Origin of the sequence: Aquimonas sp. (assembly GCF_044377145.1) — a bacterium.
Taxonomy (GTDB): Bacteria; Pseudomonadota; Gammaproteobacteria; order Xanthomonadales; family Xanthomonadaceae; genus Aquimonas.
This window is the reverse complement of the sequence record NZ_JBILJQ010000010.1, coordinates 29,271-51,987: the sequence shown is the minus strand read 5'-3', so window position 1 is coordinate 51,987 and position 22,717 is coordinate 29,271. Positions and strand designations below refer to the sequence as shown.

The 22,717-nt window shown below is 68.2% G+C and carries 13 protein-coding genes; 8 read left to right on the top strand and 5 right to left on the bottom strand.

Annotation, left to right across the window (positions count from 1 at the left end; genetic code table 11):
- Positions 1 to 51: 51 nt before the first annotated feature.
- Positions 52 to 3,540, top strand: a complete 3,489-nt coding sequence (locus ACIQ7H_RS05230) for a hypothetical protein (RefSeq protein ID WP_395789103.1) — start codon at positions 52 to 54, stop codon at positions 3,538 to 3,540.
- A gap of 237 nt (positions 3,541 to 3,777) precedes the next feature.
- On the opposite strand, the gene ACIQ7H_RS05225 is transcribed toward ACIQ7H_RS05230, so the two are convergent.
- Positions 3,778 to 6,885 carry a lamin tail domain-containing protein gene (locus ACIQ7H_RS05225; RefSeq protein ID WP_395789101.1) on the bottom strand — a complete coding sequence of 1,036 codons (3,108 nt, stop codon included), beginning with the start codon at positions 6,883 to 6,885 and terminating at the stop codon, positions 3,778 to 3,780.
- Between the two features lie 147 nt (positions 6,886 to 7,032).
- On the opposite strand from ACIQ7H_RS05225, the gene ACIQ7H_RS05220 reads away from it, so the two are divergent.
- The 7 genes from ACIQ7H_RS05220 to ACIQ7H_RS05190 all read left to right on the top strand — a co-directional run bounded on the left by ACIQ7H_RS05220 (position 7,033) and on the right by ACIQ7H_RS05190 (position 16,653).
- Entirely contained in the window at positions 7,033 to 8,331 is a 1,299-nt protein-coding gene (locus tag ACIQ7H_RS05220) for a TolB family protein (RefSeq protein ID WP_395789099.1), read from the top strand.
- A 60-nt stretch (positions 8,332 to 8,391) separates the two neighbouring features.
- A complete protein-coding gene (locus ACIQ7H_RS05215; protein ID WP_395789097.1) occupies positions 8,392 to 8,883 on the top strand; it encodes a hypothetical protein in 492 nt (163 codons plus the stop codon).
- A gap of 156 nt (positions 8,884 to 9,039) precedes the next feature.
- A complete protein-coding gene (locus tag ACIQ7H_RS05210; protein WP_395789095.1) occupies positions 9,040 to 9,897 on the top strand; it encodes an SPFH domain-containing protein in 858 nt (285 codons plus the stop codon).
- A gap of 8 nt (positions 9,898 to 9,905) precedes the next feature.
- A complete protein-coding gene (locus ACIQ7H_RS05205; protein ID WP_395789093.1) occupies positions 9,906 to 10,088 on the top strand; it encodes an Arc family DNA binding domain-containing protein in 183 nt (60 codons plus the stop codon).
- A 120-nt stretch (positions 10,089 to 10,208) separates the two neighbouring features.
- The gene (locus tag ACIQ7H_RS05200) at positions 10,209 to 11,525 is read left to right on the top strand and encodes a uroporphyrinogen-III C-methyltransferase (protein ID WP_395789091.1); all 1,317 of its coding nucleotides are present in this window, start codon (positions 10,209 to 10,211) and stop codon (positions 11,523 to 11,525) included.
- Positions 11,522 to 12,784 carry a heme biosynthesis HemY N-terminal domain-containing protein gene (locus ACIQ7H_RS05195; protein WP_395789089.1) on the top strand — a complete coding sequence of 421 codons (1,263 nt, stop codon included), beginning with the start codon at positions 11,522 to 11,524 and terminating at the stop codon, positions 12,782 to 12,784. Before ACIQ7H_RS05200 ends, ACIQ7H_RS05195 begins: the two co-directional genes overlap by 4 nt.
- 122 nt (positions 12,785 to 12,906) lie before the next feature.
- Complete coding sequence (locus ACIQ7H_RS05190; RefSeq protein ID WP_395789087.1) at positions 12,907 to 16,653, top strand: reprolysin-like metallopeptidase; 3,747 nt, start codon at positions 12,907 to 12,909, stop codon at positions 16,651 to 16,653.
- Positions 16,654 to 16,723: 70 nt separating this feature from the next.
- Here the strand turns inward: ACIQ7H_RS05190 and ACIQ7H_RS05185 are convergent, their stop codons facing one another.
- The 4 genes from ACIQ7H_RS05185 to ACIQ7H_RS05170 form a co-directional block, all read right to left on the bottom strand.
- Positions 16,724 to 17,143 (bottom strand): VOC family protein, encoded by a 420-nt coding sequence (locus ACIQ7H_RS05185; protein WP_395789085.1) that lies wholly within the window; start codon positions 17,141 to 17,143, stop codon positions 16,724 to 16,726.
- A 250-nt stretch (positions 17,144 to 17,393) separates the two neighbouring features.
- Positions 17,394 to 18,206 carry an SDR family oxidoreductase gene (locus ACIQ7H_RS05180; protein WP_395789083.1) on the bottom strand — a complete coding sequence of 271 codons (813 nt, stop codon included), beginning with the start codon at positions 18,204 to 18,206 and terminating at the stop codon, positions 17,394 to 17,396.
- 229 nt (positions 18,207 to 18,435) lie between these two features.
- Positions 18,436 to 21,636, bottom strand: coding sequence for a type I restriction endonuclease subunit R (locus ACIQ7H_RS05175; RefSeq protein ID WP_395789081.1), 3,201 nt, complete (start codon positions 21,634 to 21,636; stop codon positions 18,436 to 18,438).
- Positions 21,636 to 22,655 (bottom strand): Fic family protein, encoded by a 1,020-nt coding sequence (locus ACIQ7H_RS05170; protein ID WP_395789079.1) that lies wholly within the window; start codon positions 22,653 to 22,655, stop codon positions 21,636 to 21,638. The genes ACIQ7H_RS05175 and ACIQ7H_RS05170 overlap by 1 nt, the downstream gene beginning before the upstream one ends.
- Positions 22,656 to 22,717: the final 62 nt, after the last annotated feature.

The window sequence follows — 22,717 nt, the reverse complement described above, 5'->3', positions numbered from 1 at the left end:
CGCGCACCGCTTGTCCCCTTCACCGACGCGATCCACAGAACGGAGGCTCCCATGTCACTGCCGATCCGCCTGATGCTGCTGCCCTTCCTGCAAAGCTTCGACGGGACACGTCTGAACCTGCGCCTGCTGGTCGCCCCGCAGACCGACCCGACCTCGGCGCCAGCCGCGGGGCTCGATCCCTACGCCAGCACCGATTTCGATTTCGAGCTGCGCTTCGTCGCTGATCCCTCGCAGTTGCCGACCTTCAGCTCCCCGGCGACGACGTTCGCGCAGCACTCGCCGACGCCACCGGACACGATGCGCATCTGCAAGGCGCTGAACATCGAGTTCGGCATCGACGCCAGCGTCGGCCCGATCGACGGCCGGATCGGTGCGCCGAGAATCGTCAAATACGCGCCGCCCGCCTATCGCAAGGCCACCGGCTACGGCGGCGGCAATCCGTTTCTGTTCGCCGACGACAGCTATCGCTGCGCGATCAAGGCCCCGATTGCGCCAGGCACCTCGCTGAAAGTCGAGCCGCCGGTGATGTCCTGGGGCAAGGTGCTGGCGCAGGCGCTGCGTCAACCTCTGCTGGCCGAAACCCTCGGCCTGGTCCGCGAGTTCGCGACCAAGCCACCGCCGGAGATCCTCGCCGACGGCGGCTGGCTGTACGTCACCCTCAAGCCCGGCAGCGCCTGGAGCGCACTGATCGGCACCCCCGGCGCACTGCGCGTCTATGCCGCACGGATCGCTCCGCTGGACGGCCCGCGCGCGTTGTTCAGCCCGGTGCTGTTTCCGGTGACCGCGGTCGCTGGCGGCGGCAGCGGTTGGGACGGCGTCTTCCGCGAATCGATCGAATACGACGACGGGTTCGCGAAGGCGGTGTACGGCCGCCAACCGCATCAGGCCGATCCGATCGCGGACGACGACGGCGAGCGCCCGCCCGAGGATCGCGGCATCCAGCTCGGCTGGGACGACGAACAGATCGTGAGCTGGTTCAACCGTCAAGTGGACAGCAGCGCCGGCGCGGTCGATGCGCCGCTGGGCGTCATGGGCTATCGGGTGGATGTGCGCGCAGCCGACGAAGCGAGCTGGGAATCGCTGGTGCTGGCGCGCACCGCGGTCACGCTGCAGGGCGACGCGATCGGCAATCGCGAGACCGACTGGCGGATCGAGGTCGCACCCAACCGGCTGCTCGGCGACGATTCCGGACGCAGTTGGTTGCCGAGCTATATGACCGCGTGGTCCGGACCGTCACTGATCGGCATCGACCCGCTGGTGTCGGAACTGCGCGGCCTGCCGCCTCCGGCCGGCCCGGTGCAGGGTGTCGATCCCGCGACCGCATTGCGCTATGGCCGGCGCTACGAGTTCCGCGTGCGTTTCACCGACCTCACCGGCGGCGGCCCTGACGCGGCGGCCGAGCCGCGCAACGGCGGCCCGCAGCCGGTGGCCAGCATCGACTTCCGTCGCCACGTGCGTCCGGTGGGCGTGCAGATCGATCCGCGGCTGCCGCTCGATCCCGATCCGGCCAACCCGCCCGCTTCAATCCAGGTCAGCCGCCCGCTGCTCGGCTATCCAGCCTGCCTGATGGCCGGAGGTTCGGCCGCGGAACTGCAGGCCGACATTGCTGCGGCCAAGCTTGCCGGCCGCCCGCCTGGGCTGCCTGATCCGGATGTTGATGTGCTGGAAATCGCGGTCGAAGTCGCAACGCCCGAACCGGGCGCCGCCAGTCGCTATCGCCGGCTGTACACCACCACGCGCGCCTATCCGCCCAGCGGCACGCTGACCCTCGACTTCGAGTGGAGCGATCAGGCGGACGCCACCGACACCCCAGTCGCGCCCGCCGGGCCGATCGCGCTGCCGACCTCGCGCAACGTCCGCTTGCAACTCACACCCGTCGCCGCGGCGAAAGCCGACTATTTCGCTGGCGAGGACGTGCGCCGCGGCCAGACCAGGATGGTGATGGTGCGCGCACCCGCGAGCGACGAGCGCAATCTGTTGCGTCAAGGCGGCGGTTCGTTGATCGAAGGTTTCTTCCTGCAGCCGGCCGAACCGATCTCGCCGGCGATGGTCGCCGCGCAGCGTGCTGCCGGCCAGGGTGCATTGATCGCCGAGGATCCGCTCGGTCGGCTCGCTGCCGCGCTTGATCTCGACCGCAAGGACACCATGCTCCGGGCGCGGCGCGGACGCCGGGTGATGTTCGGCGTCAATTCGCTGCTGCGCCACGTCATCGGCCCCGACGGGGCGAGCGTGAATTTCGCGACCGCCAATGAAATGACCCGGCTGTGGCTGGTCGCGACCGTGCTGGAATTGCAGCGAGACTGGAGCTGGGACGGTCTGGATCATGTGCGCATCGAACGCGACGGCCGCGAAGTCGGCCGGATCGCGGCCAGTACCAGCGCCGGTCACGAAGCCGAAGGCGACGCCGAGCGCGACAGCTCGACCCTGGTCTTCCTCGATGCGATCGATCCCAAACCCCAAGCGGGCAGCTTCCCCAGGCCGCTGCGTCCGGATTACACGATCGTTCCCGTGTTCCGGGTCGTGCCGGATTCGAAGGACGATCCGCTCGAAGCCTCGATTGTGCTGCCGGTGACCACGCCGCCCGCGCAGGTGCCGAAACTGGTCTCCGCCGGTCTCGCGCTCTCGCCCTATCGGCGCGATCCGTCCTACGCGTCGACCGAGGAACGGCGCAAGGCCGTCTGGCTGGAATTCGACCGCGCACCGGACGATCCGGAAGACCGCTACTACGCCCGCGTGCTGACCAGCGCACCCGACCCGGTGCTCACCGATGTCGTCGGCGACGTGCCGGAGATTCCAGACCTGCCGCTTCCGATCGATCCCGAACCCATCCGCCGGATCGTGCCGGGGCAAGGCGACGACCGCGCCGGCCAGGGCAGCATGCAGATGTTGCTGCCGACCTCCAGCCCGCGTCACTTCCTGCTGCCGCTGCCGCCCGGCCTGACCGACAACGCGCCGGAGCTGTTCGGATTCTTCGCCTACGAGTTCCGCGTCGGTCATTTCGGCGTCTGGAGCACCGCGCAGGGTTTCCCTGGACGCGCGCTGCGCGTGGGTGGCATCCAGCACGCGCCGCCGCCACTGAGCTGCGCGGTGACTCGCACCCGGACCCGGCTCACGGTCAGCGCCGCGTTCGCCGATCCGGTGCACGAGGGACGCTCGCTGCGTCCCGCACAACCCGTCACCGAACTGTGGGTCCTGCTCTACGCCCGCGTGCACCAGGCCGATGACGCCGACCGCCGCAACATCCTGCTCGGCCGTCGCCGCCTCGACCCGCCCCGCCGGCAAAAACCGACCCGCGGCGATCGACACGGCGCCTACGCGGGCGACGCGCAAGCGCGTGCTGACGGCAAGACCGACTGGTCGCACGCCGAAATCGTCGCGAGTCTCGCCCAGCTCACGCTGGGCCCGGATGCACCGCTGAGTTGTCTGGTGGTGGAAACCCTGCCCGGCGAGAGCCCCTATGCCGATCCGGTCGCAGGCAATCTCGGCTACGAACGCTTCCTGAGAACGTCACCGCTGACTTCAGTGCCGGATGTCTGCTGATTGTTTGCAGCGGGCATCGCAGATTGCGGTGCACTGGGTGGAGCGCGCCATCGCACAGATGCTGGTGAGACCGTGGGCGTTTTCGCTTGCGGTCTCCCCGCAGGTGCTGCTGGCTGTTGTGGAGTTCAACGGATTGCCCCGAGTACTCCAACACCACGCCTGATCAGCCATCCATGGCTTGTGCGAGGCGGCGCGGGTCCCATCGCACCGTCTCGCCTGCGCTCGGTCACTCGCGTCTCAGCGCACCTCGACCTCGAACCCGTTGCCGAAGATCGCCGGCCCGGGCACCTGCACGAGCAGGCTGCGGAACTTGGCGAAGCGGCGCTCGCTGAGTTCCTTGGCGATGGTGCCGTCGGCGTAGTAGACGGCGTCGCCGTTGTCGACCAGCAGCTGCACGCTACCGCCCTGCTCAGCCAGATCGGGATCCGCTGCGACAATCGCCTCGAAGCTGCCGCTGGCGTTCAGCGCGGACAGCTGCACCGGCAGCAGCGCCGGCGCTGCGTTGGGGTCGCCACTCCAGACGAACAGGCGGAAGTCGGATGGCGCGATCTCGGTGGCGTAGTCGGCCGGGCCAGCCACGATCAGATAGACGCCATCGCTGCCGCGTTCGATGCTGCGGATCGAACGGCCGCCCAGATCCAGAAAGATCGGCGCACCGAAGCTCGCGGCACCCTGCGGCCGCGAGCCGGGCTGGCCGTCGACCACCAGGCTGTCGAAGTTCAGCACCGGAACCAGCAGCGCGGGCGTGGCCGCACCGCGCGGACGCAGCGGCGCACGGAACGCCAGCCAGGCGGTGCTGCCGTCGGGCGCCATGCTCAGGCCTTCGACATTGAAGCCCGCGGCGGTGTCGGCTTCCACGCCGGCAGCGGTGGCAGCGGTGAAGTTCAGCGCATCGGCGCCGAGGCCGTGGCCGTTGGCGGCATCCCAGGCGATCAGGTCCTGACGCAGGAAGTCGTAGCGGTCGACAAAGCTCAGCTCGGGCTGGCCTGCCGGCAGGGTCAGCTGGGTCGCGAACACGCGGTTGCGGTTTGGCCGCAGCGCGCCGCTGCGGTTGTTGCCGAGCGAGCCGAGCCAGTACAGACGATCACCGATCCTGGCTGAGGCCTCGATGTCGACTTCATCCGGGCTGGCGCCACCGGCGAGGTCCAGGCTGCTGGTGAAATCGGAACCGCCCAGCGGCAGGCCGGAGGCGCTGCGGTCGTACAGGCGCAGATTCTGGTTTTCGTCATCGGCCACCAGCATCAACTGGCTGCCGATCGTGAGCGCGGTCGAAGCATCGCTGGCGCCGGTATGAAACACCGTGGTGGCGGGCGCGGCGGCCGCTGCCGAAGCGGCATAGCTGATCAGGTATTGCGCCTGCCCAGCGGCTGCGTTCACCACCGTGACCCGCAGCGTGCTGTAGCCGACCCCGATCGGGCTGATCCGCAGCTGCCGGATCGCGCCGCTGCCGCTCAGGCTCAGGCCCTCCGGCGGCACCACCGCCGGGTTGCTGCTGCTGACGGTGACGGTGAGCTGCTCGGGCGCGGCAAGCGCATCGCCGATCAGCAGGCCGATGCCCGTGCTTGCCGCCGGATCGCTGGGGTCATCGATCACGCCGCTGACGCTACCGCCGTTTGTGCCCAGCTGCAGGAAGGGGCTGGTGGTTTCCAGCGCCAGCACGATGGTCGGCAGCCCGGGCTGGGGCACGCAGGGATCAAAGCTGATGGCGGCACGCGTGCTGCGGCCGGGGCTGCCGATATCGCCGCCGGTCGAGGCGTATGAGCCTTCCGGATCGTTCGGCATCGCCAGCATCCAGCCCATGTGCAGGTTGGCGCCAAGCGCGTTCGGCTGCGGCCAGGCAGCAATCGCCTGCGTGCGCGGGCCGCCCAGGGTCTGATCGTCGTAGGTCAGACGGTCGACGCGGCGGTCGAAGGCGTCGTACAGGTTGATCTCGTCGGCGCGGCCGATCCCCGGCTGCGAGCCGCCGATCAGCTTCTGCCCGGCGCACAGGTTCCAGGCCTCGCGAAATGTCTCGGCCACCGATTCGGTGACCACCACGGATTCACCCGGCTGCAGCACGCCGGCGGCCGACAGATCGAAACTGCCGGGCACTCGGCCGCTGTCGTGGAAGCTCCAGCCGCTGAGGTCGGCCGGCGCGTCGCCGATGTTGCTGAACTCCATGAACTCGCCGTTGGCGCCCTGATACATGTACTCGGTCAGACGCAGCCGCGAACCGGCCTGTGGGCAGGCCTCGAACAGCACGCGCGTGCGGGTGGACGCGCCGGGGCTGGCGACAAATCCGGCCGGCGTGGTGGCGCTGCGGCTGCCTTCCTGATCGCCCGCGCTGGACAGCGTCCAGGCGACGGGATCGTTGTTGCCGAGGCCAGCAGCGTTGACCCAGGCCGAGGCGGTGTCGGTGCGCGGGCTGCCCGGGAAGGCCTGGTCGTTGTAGACCAGCTGGTCGACCCGCAGGCCGCTGGCGTCGTACAGGTTGATCGCGTCGCTGCGGCCGAGGTTCTGGGTGTTGTCGCCGATGACCTTCTGCGCCCCGCACAGGCCGAAGCGGCTGCGGAACTCGGCGGCCGGCAGCTCGGACACGATCACCGCTTCGCCGGCCGCCACCGAGCCAAACGCGGACAGGCTGAAGCTGCCCGGCAGGTTGCTGCTGTCGTCGAAGCTCCAACCGGTCAGGTCGATCGTCTGCTCGCCGACATTGGCGAACTCGACGAACTCGATGCCGCTGTAGGCGAACTCGCTGATCCGCAGGTCGGCGCGCTGCGGCCCGGCGCAGGGGTTGAAGGCCGGGCTGGCGAGGCTGCTGCGGCCGGGGCTGGCCGGATAGCCATTACTGGACACGGCCGAGGCCTCGGCGTCGCCCGGTGCCGACAGCGTCCACGCAGTCGGGCTGTTGCTGCCGACACCGGCGGCGCTGACCCAGGCGCTGGCGTTCTGCGCGCGCGGCCCGCCCAAGGTGGCGTCGTCGTAGGTGAGCCGATCGACCAGCTGCCCCTGGGCGTCGTACAGGTTGATCTCATCGGCGCGGCCGAGCGCGTGCGCACTGTTGCCACCGATCACTTTGAGCCCGGCGCACAGGCCGTACACCTCGCGGAAGGTGTCCGCGCCGCGTTCGCTGATGATCACCGACTCGCCGGCCGCCACCATGCCGAACCCGGTCAGCGGCAGGCTGCCCGGCACGCGGCTGTTGTCATCGAAGCTCCAGCCGGTGAAGTCGACCGGATTCGCGCCGAGGTTGCTCAACTCGATGAACTCCTCGCCGGAGTACATGTACTCGGTGATCCGTACCTGGGCCTGGGCCGGCAACGCGGTGAGCAGGAGAACAGCGATACAGCCATTGCGCAGCGACATGGTCAGAACTCGGGAAGGCGTCAGCCTGCAAGACTGTCGACGCGCCATTTCCGGGGCATGACGTCCACATGACGCCGGTGACACGAACCGCCAGCGCAGCGCGTTACACGCGACGAGACCAGCCCCACGCGCTGGTGGAGACGCCCCATGCACGGCACATCGCAACGCACCGCCAGCGCCCTGCTGCTGGCACTGTCGGCCGCCCTCTGTGCGCCAGCGGCGGCCGGTGATATCGGCCGGTTCCGGATCACCGGCAGCAGCGGCAACCAGGCCAACGGCGACGTGCTCGACCCGGCCGTGTCGGACTCGGCCCTGGTGCTGGCCTACTCGACCAATGCGCGCAATCTCGGTATCGATCACGGCACCGGCGCGGCGCAGATCTTCGTGCAGGATGCGCTGACCGATGCGATCGATATCGTCAGCCGCGGCGTCGGCGGTGAGTTCTCCAACGGCAACTGCTATCAGCCCAGCCTGTCGGCGGACGCGCGCTTTGTCGCCTTCATCTGCAATGGCACCAATCTGGTCGCTGGCGAGGCGCCCGGGGTGTTCGCGGTGTATCGACGGGACCGCCAGAGCGGCCTCACCCAGCGGGTCAGCAATGGCATCGGCGCGGTCATCAACGGCCAGGCGCGCTACCCGACCCTGTCGGCCGACGGCCGCTACGTCGCCTACTACTCGGCGGCCAGCATCCAGATCCCCGGTGACACCAATGGCTTCAGCGACCTGCTGCTCACCGACATGCAAACCGGCGCCAGCGAGCGGCTTTCGGTCAGTGCCACCGGCGCGCAGTCGCCGCAGGGCGCGATCGAACACTGGATGCCGGCGCTGTCGGCCGATGCGCGCTTCGCGGTGTTCGCCTCCGCCAGCACCAATCTGGTGCCCAGCCCCAGCGTCGGCAGCATCCAGGTCTATCTGCGTGACCGTCAGCTCGGCAGCACCCAGTTGCTCAGCGTGAATGCGCAGGGCCAGGCTGCCAGCAGCCAGACCGATTCGCCCTCGATCTCGGCCAATGGCCGCTACGTGGTCTACCGCAGCTTCGCTACCAATCTGGTCGCCGGTGCCACCAGCGGTGTCTATCGTCTGGATCGCAGCATCGGCAGCCTGCTGGCCCTGCCGACGCCGCCGAACGCGTTCAACTGCAGCCTGCCGACGGTCAGCAGCCGCGGCGATGTCAGCTACCTGTGTTCGGATTCCGGCAACGGCCTGCGCCAGGCCTGGCTGTTCCAGCCGCCGTCCGGGCTGTTCATGCTCAGCGAGTCGGTCACCGCCGCGGCGTCGAACGGCAGTGTCGAAACTCAGCACGCGCTGGGCGCGAACGGCAGCCTGATGGCCTTCGCCTCGACCGCCACCGATATCGTCAGCGGCGATACCAATGGCGAGACCGACACCTTCGTCGCGGTCGATGTGGGCCGGCTCAGCGGGCTGTTCGCTGACGGCTTCGAGTAGGCGTGGTCGCGGATGGGGTCATCGCAACGTGTCAGGCTGATGTCCAACCCGGAGACAGCCATGACCCGCACCGTTCTGACCCTGAGCACACTCGCTCTGCTGCTGGCCCTGCCGGCCGCCGCATTTGAACCGGCCGCCGACATGCAGAGCGAGGCCGAACGCGCCGCCGAGCAGGCGCCTGGCGTGTGGCATGGGCAATGGGAAATCAGCCGCGATCACCCGGCGCTGCGCACCCGCGGCAGCGCCCGCGCGGTGGACCTGGAGATCTGGCACGGCGACGGCAGCAGCAGCGCCCAGGTGCACTGGAGCACCGGCCCCGGAATCTGCCCGGAGATATCTATCGACGAGCCCTGCGAGTGGGTCGGCGTCGATGGCGTCAGCGAGGCCGGCATCGTCGACGGGCATCTGTACTTCGCCCTGCCGGTTTCAGCCGACAGCGAGGACCCGCTGTTCCTGCATCTGCCCCTGCCGGCCGACCGGGTCGGCCGCGGCGCCGCCGCCAACGCGCGCGGCGGGATCGCGTTTCCGATCGAGGTGCAGCGACGCGAATAGGCGGCCGCGATTCCGCTGGCGATTGCGCGCGGGCCGCGGCGGCGACGCGGCGGGGACGCTGCGATCGGGCCGGGGGCGGGGGCGGGGCGAAGTCCCGTCGCTCTTGTCACATTGATATCAGATTGATATCTTCTCTCCGCACCCACGGAGAACGCCATGAAAGAACTCGCGCTGAAATCGTTGCCCGGAATCCCCACCCTGCTGGCGATCCTCGCCGGCATGCTCGCCATCATCGCGCTGGGTGTGCTCGGCCTGCGCACCGGGCCGATCGGGGTGGTCATGGGGCTGAGCTTCCTTGGCCTCGCCTTCGCTCTATTCGGCCTGTACATGGTCGAGCCCAACCAGGCCGCGGTGATCAGCCTGTTCGGCCGCTACGTCGGCACGGTGAAGGACGCCGGCCTGCGTTGGAACAATCCGTTCTTCACCAAGCGCAAGGTCTCGCTGCGGGTGCGCAACTTCGAGAGCGGCAAGCTCAAGGTCAACGAGCTCGAAGGCAGCCCGATCGAGATCGCCGCGGTGATCGTGTGGCAGGTGGTCGACTCGGCCGAAGCGGTCTTCAACGTCGACGACTACGAGAGTTTCGTGCACATCCAGTCGGAATCGGCCCTGCGCGCGATGGCCAGCAGCTATCCCTACGAGCCGCATGCCGAAGGCGACATCGCCCTGCGCAGCCACGCGGCGGAGGTGTCCAAGCACCTCACCGAGGAGATTCAGGCGCGGCTGGACCAGGCCGGGGTGCGGGTGATCGAGGCGCGCATCAGCCACCTTGCCTACGCCGCTGAAATCGCCCAGGCGATGCTGCAGCGCCAGCAGGCCAATGCGGTGATCGCGGCGCGGACGCGGATCGTCGAAGGCGCGGTCAGCATGGTCGAGATGGCGCTGGACAAGCTCTCCGAGCGCAAGATCGTCAAGCTCGACGACGAGCGCCGCGCATCGATGGTCAGCAATCTGCTGATCGTGCTCTGCGGCGACCGCGGCCCGCAGCCGGTGCTGAACACCGGCAGCCTGTACTGAGCGCGCCCGTGGCCGAGCGCAAAGCCTATCCGCTGCGGATCAATGGCGAGGTGCTGGACGCTATGCAGCGCTGGTCCGACGACGAGCTGCGCTCACTGAATGCGCAGATCGAATACGTCCTCCGTGAGGCGCTGCGCCGCGCCGGACGACTGAAAACGCCGCCGGCCGCAGCGCCGGACGACGAAGGCTGAAATGCCCGTTCCACTTGGGACGATCGCGAACCGCGGCGGCTGCGTGAAAGCCCCGCCGCGGGAGCGCGGGCTACACTGTGCGCCCCCGCACTTCGTGCGCGCGCTGAACGAGAGCCCCGCGTGATTGAGCCCGAGCCGACCACCGTCAACGCCGTTGTCGACACAGCCGGTGCGCGCCCGCGCCGCCACCTGGGCCGCTGGGTCGCGCTGTTCGCATTGCTGCTGGTGGGCCTGACCGGCGTGTACCTGTGGACCGAACTCGAACGCGCGCGCAGCACCGCCGCCTCCGGCGAAGCCTGGCGGCTGGAGGCGGAGTCGCTCAGCGCCCGGCTGGACGCGCTGGACCGCCGGATCGACCAGGTCAGCGTCGGCCAGCGCAGCGTCGACGGCCGCATCGGTGAGATCGTCGGCGGCCAGCGGGTGATCCGCCAGGAGCTGCTCGGCATCGGCGAGCGCGCGGCGACTATCGAAGACGCGGTCGCGCGGCTGTCGGATCAACGCCTGCGCGGCGAGACCACACTCAAACTCAACGAGATCGAAGCCCTTCTGGTGCTGGCCGAACAGCGTCTGCAGCTGGCGCGCGATCCCGCCGGCGCGCGGTTGGCGCTGAGCCTCGCCGCCTCGGCCGTCGAGAACATCGACGACCCGCTCTACGCCGGCTTGGCGCTGCCGCTGCGGCAGGAGCGCGAGCTGCTGCAGAACCTGCCTGCCGATCCGCTGCCCGCCCTGCGCACCACTCTTGCCGATACGCTCGCCACCCTGCCCGAGCTGCCGCGCCGTCTGCCGCGCTCCAGCACCGACGCCGCCAACGGAAGCATCGGCAGCCGTCTGCAGCAGGCGCTGTCCGGCCTGGTGACGGTGCGCAAGCGCGCCGCTGCCGACCTGGAGCTGGCCGGCAGCGCGCGTGATGCCGCACTCGAAGCCCTGCGAATGGACCTGCGCACGGCCTTGGCCGCCGCCGAAGCGCGCGATGCCGCCGGCGTCGCGGTCGCACTGCAACGGCTGCGGCCGCTGTTCGAGGCCTTGTTCGATCCGCAGTCGCAGCCGGTGCGCCAGCTCGGCGAGCGCCTGCAGCAGCTCGATCCGTCCACCTTGCAACAGGCCCTGCCCGCACTCGGCCTGAGCTTGAGCGAACTGCGCGCGCTGCGCGGCAGCCGGCAGCGCTTGCCGCCAGCCGCTGAAATCGACATCGAGCCGCAGATTCCGCTCGAACCTGAGGCCGAGCCCAGGATCGAAGCGGAGCCAGCGCCCGCCGCTGCAGCACCCGCATTGCCAGCTTCGCCCGCGTCTGCGCCAACCGCCGAGCCCGAGCCCGAGCTGCCTGCAGTCGAGCCCGAGCTTGAGTTGGAACCCGAGCGTGCGCCCGAGCCCGAAACTGAGCCCGCCAGCGAGCGCGCAGCGGCACTGGAGCCCACCCGCCCGGCGATTCGCGCATGAAAGCCTTCCGCCTGCTGCTGTGGGTACTTGGCCTGGCCGCCCTGGGCGCGCTGATTTACAGCGTGCTGGCGGACGATCCGGGCTACCTGCTGATCGAATGGCGCGGCTACAGCCTCGAAGCCACCCTGGTAACTGCACTCGGCCTGTTGCTGGCGACCTGGGTGCTGTTCCGGCTCATGCTGGCCCTGCTGCTGTGGCCGCTGCGCGCCTGGCGCAGGCACGGCGAGCGCAGCGCGCGGCGGCGTCTGGCCGATGGCCTGCGCGCGCTGCAGCGCGGCGAACACGCGCTCGCGCTGAAACTGTGCAGCCGCGCCGCCCGTCGTGAGCGCCTGCGAGTGCCGGCGCTGGTCGCGGCGGTGCAGGCCGCGCGCGCGCTGGGCGATGACAGCAGCGCCGGTGCATTGCTGCTGCAGCTCGATGCGGCCGATGCCGAAGCCGCCCGCCAGGCGCGGGCCGAAGGCCTGCTGCAGACCGGCCAGATCGGCGCCGCGCGCAGCCTGCTGCACGAGGCGGTCGAACCGCTGTCACCGGCGCTGCGGCGGCTGCGCATCGAGGCAGCCCTGCGCGATGCCGAGCCCAGTGCCGCGGCGACCGATCTGCGCGTGCTGAAGCCCGCTCTCACCGCCAGCGTGTATGCCGAACTCGAACAGCGCGTGCAGATCGCCCTGCTCAGCCACAGCAGCGATCTCTCCCTGCTGCGTCAGCGCTTTGCCGAACTGCCCAAGAGCGCGCGCAGCGAGGCCGGCGTGGTCACCGCGTTCTGTCACGCCGCACGCGCGCTCGGCGGCGCCAGCGATGCCGACGATGCGCTCGAACATGTGCTGCGGCGCAGCTGGCACGAATCACTCGCCGCCGACTACGGGCGTGCCGCCGAGGCTCCACAGCGTGATCGCATCCGCCGGGTTGAGGCCTGGCTGGAAGAACGCCCTGACAGCCCGGCGCTGCAGCTCGCGCTGGGCCGGCTGTGCCGGATCGACGGCCTGTGGGGCAAGGCCGAGAGTCATCTGCTGCGCGCCAGCCACGGTCCGTATGCGGCCGCCGCCTGGGAGGAACTGGGCCTCGCCCTCAGCGCCCAGGGTGAAGACGCGCGCGCGCGGCAAGCGCTGCAGAACGCACTCGCCAGCGCCCGCGGCCAGGCCAGCACCGCGCTGGCACCGCGCCAGCGCGCCCTGCGCGGCGGCGAGTCGCAGGCGATCGAGCGCCGCAGCTCGATGGGCGTGCCCCTGTTGGCCGACGGCAGCGCGCCCGAAGCCCCCTGATCGACGCGCCGCGGCGTTGTTGCCACCAACGCCGCGTCCAGCAGCCCCCGCGTTGTCAGCCCGGCCAAGGTCGGCGATGCTTGCCGACTTTCCGGAGCGATCCGGATTCACCCGGGGGCGTCATGACATCCTGCAATTCCAGCCCGCGCGTGCGGCGCGCGCTGTTCGCACTTCTGCTCGGCCTAAGCGCCAGCGCATCGGCCCAGCAGGCCTCGCCTGACGGCCTCTGGAGCGTGATCGACGAGGCCGCGGTGCAGCGTTCGGCTGCGCCGCGGCAGATTGTTCCGCAGCGTTATCTCACCGTCCAGCTCGACCGCGCGCCGCTGCAAAACCTGCTGCAGTCGACACCGCTGGAAACCACCGGCGCACTCGACCGCAGCGCCAGCGAACTCAGCCTGCCGCTGCCGGACGGCCGCTTCGAGCGCTTCCGCATCGTCGAGTCGCCGATCATGGAGCCGGCGCTGGCGGCGAAGTATCCGCAGCTCCGCACCTATCTCGGCCAGGGCATCGACGACCCCAGTGCGAGCCTGCGTTTCGACCTCACCCCGCTCGGCTTCCGCGCGCAGGTGATCTCATGGCGTGGCACCCACTACATCGACCCCTACCAGCCGGGCGACCTCGACACCTACGTGGTCTATCGCAAGGCCGATGCGCCGGATGATGGCGAGCGCATCGTCTGTGCCGTCACCGGCCAAGCGCTGCCGAAGGACCTGCCGAACTTCCAGAAAATGAACGCCGCGCCGAAGCTCAGCTCCGGCACGGTGCGCCGCACCTACCGCGCGGCGATTGCCGCCACCGGCGAATACACCGCGTTCCACGGCGGCAGCGTCATTGACGGGCTGGCCGCGGTGGTGACCACGCTCAATCGCGTCAATGGCGTGTACGAGCGCGAGCTGTCGGTGCGGATGGTGCTGGTCGCGAACAATGATCTGATCATCTACACCGACGGCGGCACCGACCCGTACACCAACAACAGCGGGTCGACCATGCTCGGCGAGAACCAGAGCAACCTGAGCACCGTGATCGGCGGCGCCAACTACGACATCGGCCACGTGGTCAGCACCGGCGGTGGCGGCGTCGCCGTCCTGGGTTCGGTTTGCTCGGCGAGCAACAAGGCGCGCGGGGTCACCGGCTCAGCCTCACCGGTCGGTGACGCCTTCGATGTCGACTACGTCGCCCACGAGATCGGCCACCAGTTCCGCGGCAACCACACCTTCAATGGCTCCGGCAACAGCTGCTCCGGCGGCAACCGCAATGGCAGCACCGCCTACGAGCCGGGCAGCGGCATCAGCATCCAGGCCTATGCCGGCATCTGTGGCGCCGACAACACCCAGCCCAACAGCGAGGATTATTTCCAGCGCGTCAGCCTGAACGAGATGCTGGCCTTCACCACCACCGGCAGCGGTGCCAACTGCGGCACCACCAATTCCACCGGCAACACGCCACCGGCAGTCAGCACCGCCGCCAGCTGGATCATTCCGGCGCGCACACCGTTCGAGCTTGGTGCCACCGGCAGTGATGCCAATGGCGACACTCTGACCTACCTGTGGGAGCAGTTCGATCTCGGCGCCGCCAACGCGCCCGGCGTGCTGACCGATACCGGCAGCGGCCCGCTGTTCCGTTCGTTCGCGCCCTCGCTGTCGGCGAACCGTGTGTTTCCGAGCCTGCGCTACATCCTCAACAACGCCAACGTGGCGCCGGCCACCGCGCCCTTGCCCGGCACCACCAGCCCGAGCTGGTTTACCGCCGAGGTGCTGCCGACCACCAGCCGCACGCTCAACTTCCGCGTCACTGCGCGCGACAATCGCGCCGGCGGCGGCGGCACCAACGAAGCGCTGACCGCTGTCGCGGTTCGCGCGGCGGCCGGGCCGTTCGCGATCACCGCGCCGAACGCGGCAGTGAGCTGGGCCGCGGGCAGCACTCAGACGGTCAGCTGGAACGTGGCCGGCACCACCGCCAACGACATCAATACTGCCAATGTGCGGATCACCCTGTCGCTGGACGGTGGCAACACCTGGCCGATCGAGCTGGCCGCCAGCACCGCCAATGACGGCAGCGAGATGGTGACGATCCCCGCCGGCACGCCTGCCAGCGCGCAGGCGCGGATTCGGGTGCAGGCGGTGGGCAACATCTTCTTCGACATCAATGACGCCAACTTCAGCATCACCGGCGCCAACACCCCGCCGAGCGTCAACGTCACCGGGGCGCTGAGCACCCGCCAGGGCAGTCCGACCGCGACCGCAAACGTCGCCACGGTCAGCGATACGCAGGATGCGGCCGGCAGCCTCGCCGTAGCCGTCAGCGGCGCCCCGCCAGAGCTTGCGGTCAGCGTGCAGAACAACGCCGGCACCGTCGCGTTGTCCGCCACCGCCAGCTGCGAACTGGTGGCGCCCAGCGGCACCCGCGCCTATCCGCTGCAGCTCAGCGTGACCGACGGCGCCGGCGCCAGCACGCTGGCCCAGGTGGTGGTCAACGTCTCGCGCAACCTGACGCCGACGCTGGGCACCTACGCCAACCAGACCCTGGCGCGCGGTGCCTCGACCACGGTTGCGCCCTCGGCGGCGCCCGCCGACGGCAACAGCAATCTGCTGGGCCTCAGCGTCAGCCCGACCACGCTGGCGGGCGGCGGCAGCGTCAGCGTCGCCGCGAACGGCCAGGTCACGATCAACGTCGGCGCCAGCACGCCGTTCGCCACCTATCCAATCGAGGTCGAGGTGGCCGACAGCTGCGGCGCCGTCGAGCGCCGAAGCTTCAATCTGGTGGTCGATGGCGTGCCGCCGGAGGTGCTGCTGACGCAGAGCGGCGGCACGACCGATGTCACGGAGAACGGAACGGTCGACGGCTATACCGTTGCGCTGAGCGAGGCCCCCAGCGCGACCGTGACATTTACCGCAACGCCTGATGCTCAGCTGGAGGTGAGCCCGTCCACGCTGCAGTTCACCACCGACAACTGGGCCACGCCGCAGGGCATCACGGTCAGCGCGGCCGCCGACAGCGTGGTCGAAGGCCCACATACCGGTGTCATCACCCATGCAGTCAGCGGTGGCGGCTACACCGGCAGCAGCGTGCCGCCCATTTCCGTCAGCATCGTCGACAACGACTTCGCCACCTTGAGGACCGAGCCGGTGTTGATGGCCGAAGGCGACAGCGGCAACACGCCACTGACCTTCGTTCTCCAGCTGGACGGCCAAGTCGCCGGGGGCTTCAGTGTCACCTACACCACACGCGCCGACAGTGCGGCGGCGGGCGAGGACTTCGTGGCTGCCAGCGGCAGCGTGAGCTTCGACGCCAGCTTGAATCCCAGTCGCACGGTGACCGTACAGGTGATCGGCGACACCGTCGCCGAAGCCGAGGAGCGCTTCTTCCTCGATCTCTCAAGCAGCCAGCCCAGTCTGTTCCTGAGCCCGGGATCAGCCACCGGCGAAATCATCAACGACGATTTCTTCGCCGACCTGCGGCTGCGCCTGTCGCGGGCGCCGGGTGTGGTCACGGCCGGCGGGACCCTCACCTATCGCGTCGAGATCGAGAACAGCAGCACGGTGGTCCGGGTGCCGCAGGTGAACCTGGACTTCATCCTGCCGCCGCAGCTGCAGGATGTGACCTGGACATGCGGGGTGCCCGTGAGCTCTTTCTGTTCAGCTGCAAGCGGCAGCGGCGCGCTGCCGACGCTGAATCTGGCGCCTGGCGCGTTCGCCTACCTTGAGGTCACTGCGACCGTGGCGCCCGGAACGGCAGTTGGAACACGCTTGGTCAGCAACCTTCAGGTTGACGTGGAAGCGCCGTATTCGGATCCCGTGATGGGGGACAACAGCGCCGCCGTCGTCGTCCGGGTGGGCACAGACAGCGTCTTCGAGGACGGCTTCGAATAATCCTGGACGTATGCGGAAAACAAGAAGGGCAGGCCGCAGGGCCTGCCCTTCTTCAATTGCGACGAGTTGATCACCAGCTGCCGACGTTCGGCATCGATAGCCAGGGTTCGACCGGCGTCAAGGCTTCGCCCTTCTGCAGCAGCTCGACCGAGATCAGATCCGGGCTGCGCACAAAGGCCATCCGGCCATCGCGCGGCGGCCGATTGATGGTGATGCCCTGCGCCTGCAGGTGCGCGCAGGTGGCGTGGATATCGTCGACGGCGAAGGCGAGATGCCCGAAGTTGCGCGCCGAGCCGTAGGTCTCGTCGTCGTAGTTGAAGGTCAGCTCGATCTCGGCCTCGGAGTTCTCCGGCGCACCGAGATAGACCAGGGTGAAGCGGCCCTGCGGATAGTCCCGTCGCCGGTTCTCGACCAGGCCAAGGCCTTGGCACCAGAACTTGAGCGAGGCGTCGAGATCACGGACGCGGACCATGGCGTGGAGGTATTTCATGGGATTCGGGATTCGGGATTCGGGATTCGGGATTCGGGATTCGAGAGTAGCTCATCGCGAGAGCACTGACCCGGGCCACCCGTTGGGCCGCAGGAGAGCGAAACCACGCCTCAGGAGGATCGCCCCGCGAGTAAAGCGGCTCAAGGAACTCGCTCCACTCGCGGCACCGACTGGCTGCTCTGGCTCGGGCTCTGCGAGGTTCCGGCTCCTGCTTATGCGAATCCCAATTCCCGAATCCCGACTCCCGGCTTCAAAGAAACAAATCGTCCATCAGCGCATGCCCCGGCTTCACCGCATAGCGCTCGAAATCGGTCACGCCGCGCGCGCGCAGCAGGGTCTCGTCGATCAGGAACTGGCCGCTCAGCTCACGTGCGGGCGTGGTCAGTGCGGCATGGGCGGCATCGGCGACGATCTCCGGCGTGCGGCAGCCCTCGAGGTCAACGCCCGGGATCATGTTGAGCGCATCGGTGCGGATCACCGTGCGCGGCCACAGTGCATTCACCGCCACACCCTGCGGGCCGAACTCAGCCGCGAGGCCCAGCGTGGCCATGCTCATGCCGTACTTGGCCATGGTGTAGGCGGTGTGCGGCGCGAACCACTTCGGGTCGAGATTGAGCGGCGGCGCCAGGGTCAGGATGTGCGGATTGCTGGCCTTGAGCAGATGCGGCAGGCAGGCCTGACTGCACAGAAAGGTGCCACGTGCATTGACGCCGTGCATCAGGTCATAGCGCTTCATCGGCGTATCCAGCGCACCGCGCAGCCAGATCGCGCTGGCGTTGTTCACCAGGATATCGATCCCGCCGAAGCGCTCCACCGCCGCTGCGACAGCCGCCCGCACCTCGTCCTCCTCGCGGATATCGCACTGCACCGCCAGCGCCTGACCGCCCGCGGCCTCGACCTCGGCCGCCGCACTGTGGATCGTGCCCGGCAGTTTCGGATTCGGCACCGAAGACTTCGCCGCAATCACCACATTCGCCCCATCGCGCGCCGCCCGCAGCGCGATCGCCAGCCCGATACCGCGCGAGGCACCGGTGATGAACAGGGTTTTGCCGTTGAGGGACATGGGTTGGTGCTCCGTGGGTCGGGTGAAGGGCTTGGAGTGTAGGGCGCGCGCTGTCGGACGGGCGTGGTCTTGGGGATTCGGGATTCGGGATTCGTCAGAGCATCGCGCATCGGCAGTCTTGGGGCGTTCGCACCCTGCATGCGCCCGACACCCAAGGTAGGTTGGGCCAAGCGCACTGCGGCCGAACGGCCGAGCGCAGGTCCCGACCACAGCAACTCGCGAATTGCCCTCAGCCCGTTTGCCAAAGGGCAGACAGCGCCTCGGCCTGCTGCAGTACAGTCTGCACCGCGACATCCTGCAGGTCGGGCGGATAGCCGTACCTGCGCAGAATGCGCTTGACGAGTACACGCATCCGCGCACGCGCGGATTCGCGATGGGCCCAATCCACGGTCACGTTCTCCCGCAGGCTGACCAACAGCTCGTGCGCGATCACCCGCAGGTTCTGATCCCCCATCAACTGTCGCGCCGACTCGTTCTCCGCCAGCGCGTCGTAGAAGGCGATTTCGTCGTTGCTGAGCCCCAAGGCCTCACCGCGGCTGCGGGCAGCGCGGATGTCCTTCGCCAGCGTGATCAGCTCGTGTAGAACTTCTGTCGTGGTAATGGCATTGGCGTGGTAGCGGGCGATGGCGTCCGCCAGCCGCTCGCTGAAAGCGCGGCTCTCCACCACATTGCTGCGGCTGCGCGAGCGGATGCTGTCGCCCAGCAGTTTGCGCAGCGCCTCCATCGCCAGGTTCTTCTTGTCCATCTGCTGCACTTCGAGCAGAAACTCGTCGGAGAGGATGGAGATGTCAGGCGACTGGACCCCGGCGGCCGCGAGAATATCGATGATCTCGGTCGAGACCACCGCACGGCTGACGATCTGCTGGATCGCAAGGTCGCGATCCTGGCGGGTGTCGGAGTGGTCGGCGGATGACTTCACCAGCGCGGATCGAATGGCCTGGAAGAATCCGACTTCCTCGCGCAGCGCGCGCGCCTCATCGCTGCTGGAGGCCAGTGCGAACGCCTTCGACAACCCGAGCACCGCGTCCGCAAAGCGCCGCTGCGCCAGCTTTTTGCCTTCGGCGCTACGCTCCGTTGCCGCCCATTGCTGTTGTCGATCGAGAATCCATTCGATGGCAGCGGCCATCATCGCCAAGCGCTCGCCCGGCGAGCCTGCCAAGGCGGCCTGATAGTCGAAACAATGGAACATGCCGCGCAGGATCTCGACCTTTTCCAGCAGCAGGGCGATCGCCTCGCGTTCATCAATTCCGGTCTTGTCCTGATCGGGCTTGGAGTACTGCGCCAGGGCGGATTTCAGGTTCTGGGCGATACCGATGTAGTCCACGATCAAGCCGGCCGGCTTGTCCTGGAACACCCGGTTGACGCGTGCGATCGCCTGCATCAAGCCGTGGCCTCGCATCGGCTTGTCGATGTACATGGTGTGCATGCTGGGAGCGTCGAAGCCGGTCAGCCACATGTCACGCACGATCACCATCCGCAGCGGGTCCGTCGCATTGCGCGCGCGCTTCGCGAGTGCGTCACGGCGCGTCTTGTTGCCGATGTGCTGTTGCCAGTGCGGCGGATCGCTGGCCGCGCCTGTCATCACTATCTTGATACTGCCGGCCTCATCGTCATCGCTGTGCCAATCCGGACGCAGCCGAACGATCTCCTCATACAGCGCCACGCAGATGCGTCGGCTCATGCACACGACCATCGCCTTGCCGTGCAGAGCGAGCACGCGATCTTCGAAGTGCTGCACCAGGTCGCGCGCAATCAAGGCGACGCGCTTGTCGCTGCCGACCAAGGCCTCGACCGTGGACCACTTTTGTTTGGCGCGCTCGGCGCGGGTGCTGTCCTCGTCTTCCAGCAGGGCCTCGATCTCGGCATCGATCTGCGGCCGCTCGTCCGCATCAAGCTCAATCCGCGCCAATCGCGACTCGTAGTAGATCGGCACGGTGGCGCCGTCTTCCACCGCGCGGCTGATGTCGTAGATGTCGATGTAGTGGCCGAACACCGCCGGCGTGTTCACGTCGGTGGCCTCGATCGGCGTACCAGTGAAACCGATGAACGACGCGTTCGGCAAAGCGTCACGCAGGTGCTTGGCAAATCCGTAGGCGATCTCGCCGGTCTTGACCTCCACCCGCGCCTTGAACCCGTACTGGCTGCGATGCGCCTCGTCGGCGATCACCACCACATTGGAGCGTGAGGTCAGCGAGGGGAAATCGGCTTCGTCGGCTGCGGGCGAGAACTTCTGCAGGGTGGTGAACACCACGCCGCCCGAGGCCCGGCTCAACAGCGACCGCAGGTGCTCGCGGTTCTCGGCCTGAACGGGTGTTTGTCGCAGCAGGTCCTTGCACATCGCGAAGGTCGCGAACAATTGATCGTCGAGGTCATTGCGATCGGTGAGCACCACCAGGGTGGGGTTGACCATGCTCGGGTCGAACACCAGCAAGCCCGCGTAGAACGCCATCAGCAGGCTTTTGCCCGAGCCCTGGGTATGCCAGATCACGCCTGCCTTGCGATCGCCCGCAGGCTGGCGGCTGACGCTGGGCAAGCCGTACTCCGCCGGGTCTTCGGCCTGCCAATGCGTTCGGCTGGCACGCAGGGTCGAGGCCACCGCCCGCCGCACCGCGTGGAACTGGTGATAGCCCGCGATGATCTTGACCAACCCGTCGCCACGCTCGCCGAACACGGTGAAATGGCGCAGCAGATCGAGGAAACGTCCACGCTCGAACACGCCGTCGATCAGGGTGGCCATCTCGGGCAAGCCCTTGGGCTCAATGCGGGTGCCATCCGTGGTGCGCCATGGCATGAAGCGCTCGGCGTCGGCCGACAGCGAGCCCACCCGTGCCGCCAGGCCATCGGAGGTCACCAGCAGCACATTGCTGCGGAACAGTGCAGGAATCTGCTGTTTGTAGGTCTGCAGCTGGTTGTAGGCCCCGGCCAGGGTCGCGTTCTCGCTGCCCGGCGCTTTGAGCTCGATCACCGCCATGGCCAGACCATTGACGAACACCACCGCATCGGGCCGACGCCTGTTCTGGCCGGCGATCACGGTGAACTGCTGCACCACCAGCCAGTCATTGCGGGCCGGCTGCTCGAAGTCGATCAGCCGCACTTTGCCGGCTGTCAGCACGCCGTCTTCGGCGTAGTACTCGACATCAGCGCCGTCGGTCAGCACACGGTGTATGCGGCGGTTCTCCTCCAGCAGGTTCGGCAGTTCCGACTGGGTCAGCCGACGCACGGCATCCGCCTGCGCCGCGGCGGGCAGGCCCGGGTTCAAACGCTCCACGGCCGCAACCAGCCGTCCCTTCAGCACCACGGTGTCGTAGGCCTCACGCTCAGGGTGCCGGCCATCCGGGCCAATGGTCTCATCCGAGGTGCAGGCGTAGCCGAGCCCCGCCAATTGCTCCAACAGCGCGGTTTCCAATTGGGCTTCGGAGATGAAGGCCATCAGTGGGTCTCCTTGGGCATGTGGGGGCCGAGCACCCGCCAGTGCCCGCCTTTGTCCGGACCCACGCGCAGCAGGCGTCCTGCTTCGCGCAGCTTGCGGATGGCGCGCTCGATGGCGCTCTCGGACTTGCCGATGTGTTGCGCCAGCTCGGGAATCGACAGGGCGGGGGTGTCGGCAAGCAGGGCCAGAATGCGCTCGGGCGTTTTCCCCGGCGTTTTCACCCGCGTTTTCCCCGGCGTTTCGTGGTCCTGCAGCGGCCGGATGGCTTCCTGCAGGCTCTCTTCGATCGCGGTCAGGATGAACTCGATGAACCCTGAGCAGTCGACTCGGGCATCGGCCGCCGCCAACTGGTCATAGTAGGCCTGCTGGCGCTGCTTGATCACGGTCTCTACCGGCAGGTAGGCCAACACGGGCTGCCAGCGGCTCAGGATCAGGCTCTGCCACAGCCGCCCCATGCGGCCGTTGCCATCGCTGAACGGGTGAATGAACTCGAACTCGTAGTGGAACACTGCGCTTGCGATCAACGGATGGGAATCAGTGGTCGCCAGCCAGCCCAGCAACTGCTCCATCAGCAGCGGCACCCGCTGGGCGGGCGGCGCTATGTGAATCACCTGATCCCCCGCCATCACCCCCACCCCGCCGCCGCGCCACTTGCCGCAATCGTCGATCAAGCCCGCCATCAAGGTGTGATGTGCCGCCAGCAGGTCCGCTGCGGACTCTGGCTTCCACTGCGCCAGCCGGTCGTAGGCTGTAATCGCGTTGCGCGCCTCCTGGATTTCGCGCGGCGGCGCGATCACCCGCTTGCCATCGAGAATGGCGCTGATCTGCGCCTCGCTCAGCGTATTGCCCTCGATGGCCAGCGAGCCCTGGATGGTGCGGATGCGGTTGATACGGCGCAGGCGCAGATCCCGCGCATCCCCCAGCCGCACCGACAGCTGACCGACCGCCTCGGCAATGCGCGCGATCAGCGTCACGGTGCGTGGGGAGAGGGTGTAGGGGGGCTGGTAGGGTGAGGTCATACGGGCAAGGGCGCGCCGAGGTGCATATCAAAACGCTGCGCGCGCGCCCCCTGCCCCTCCTG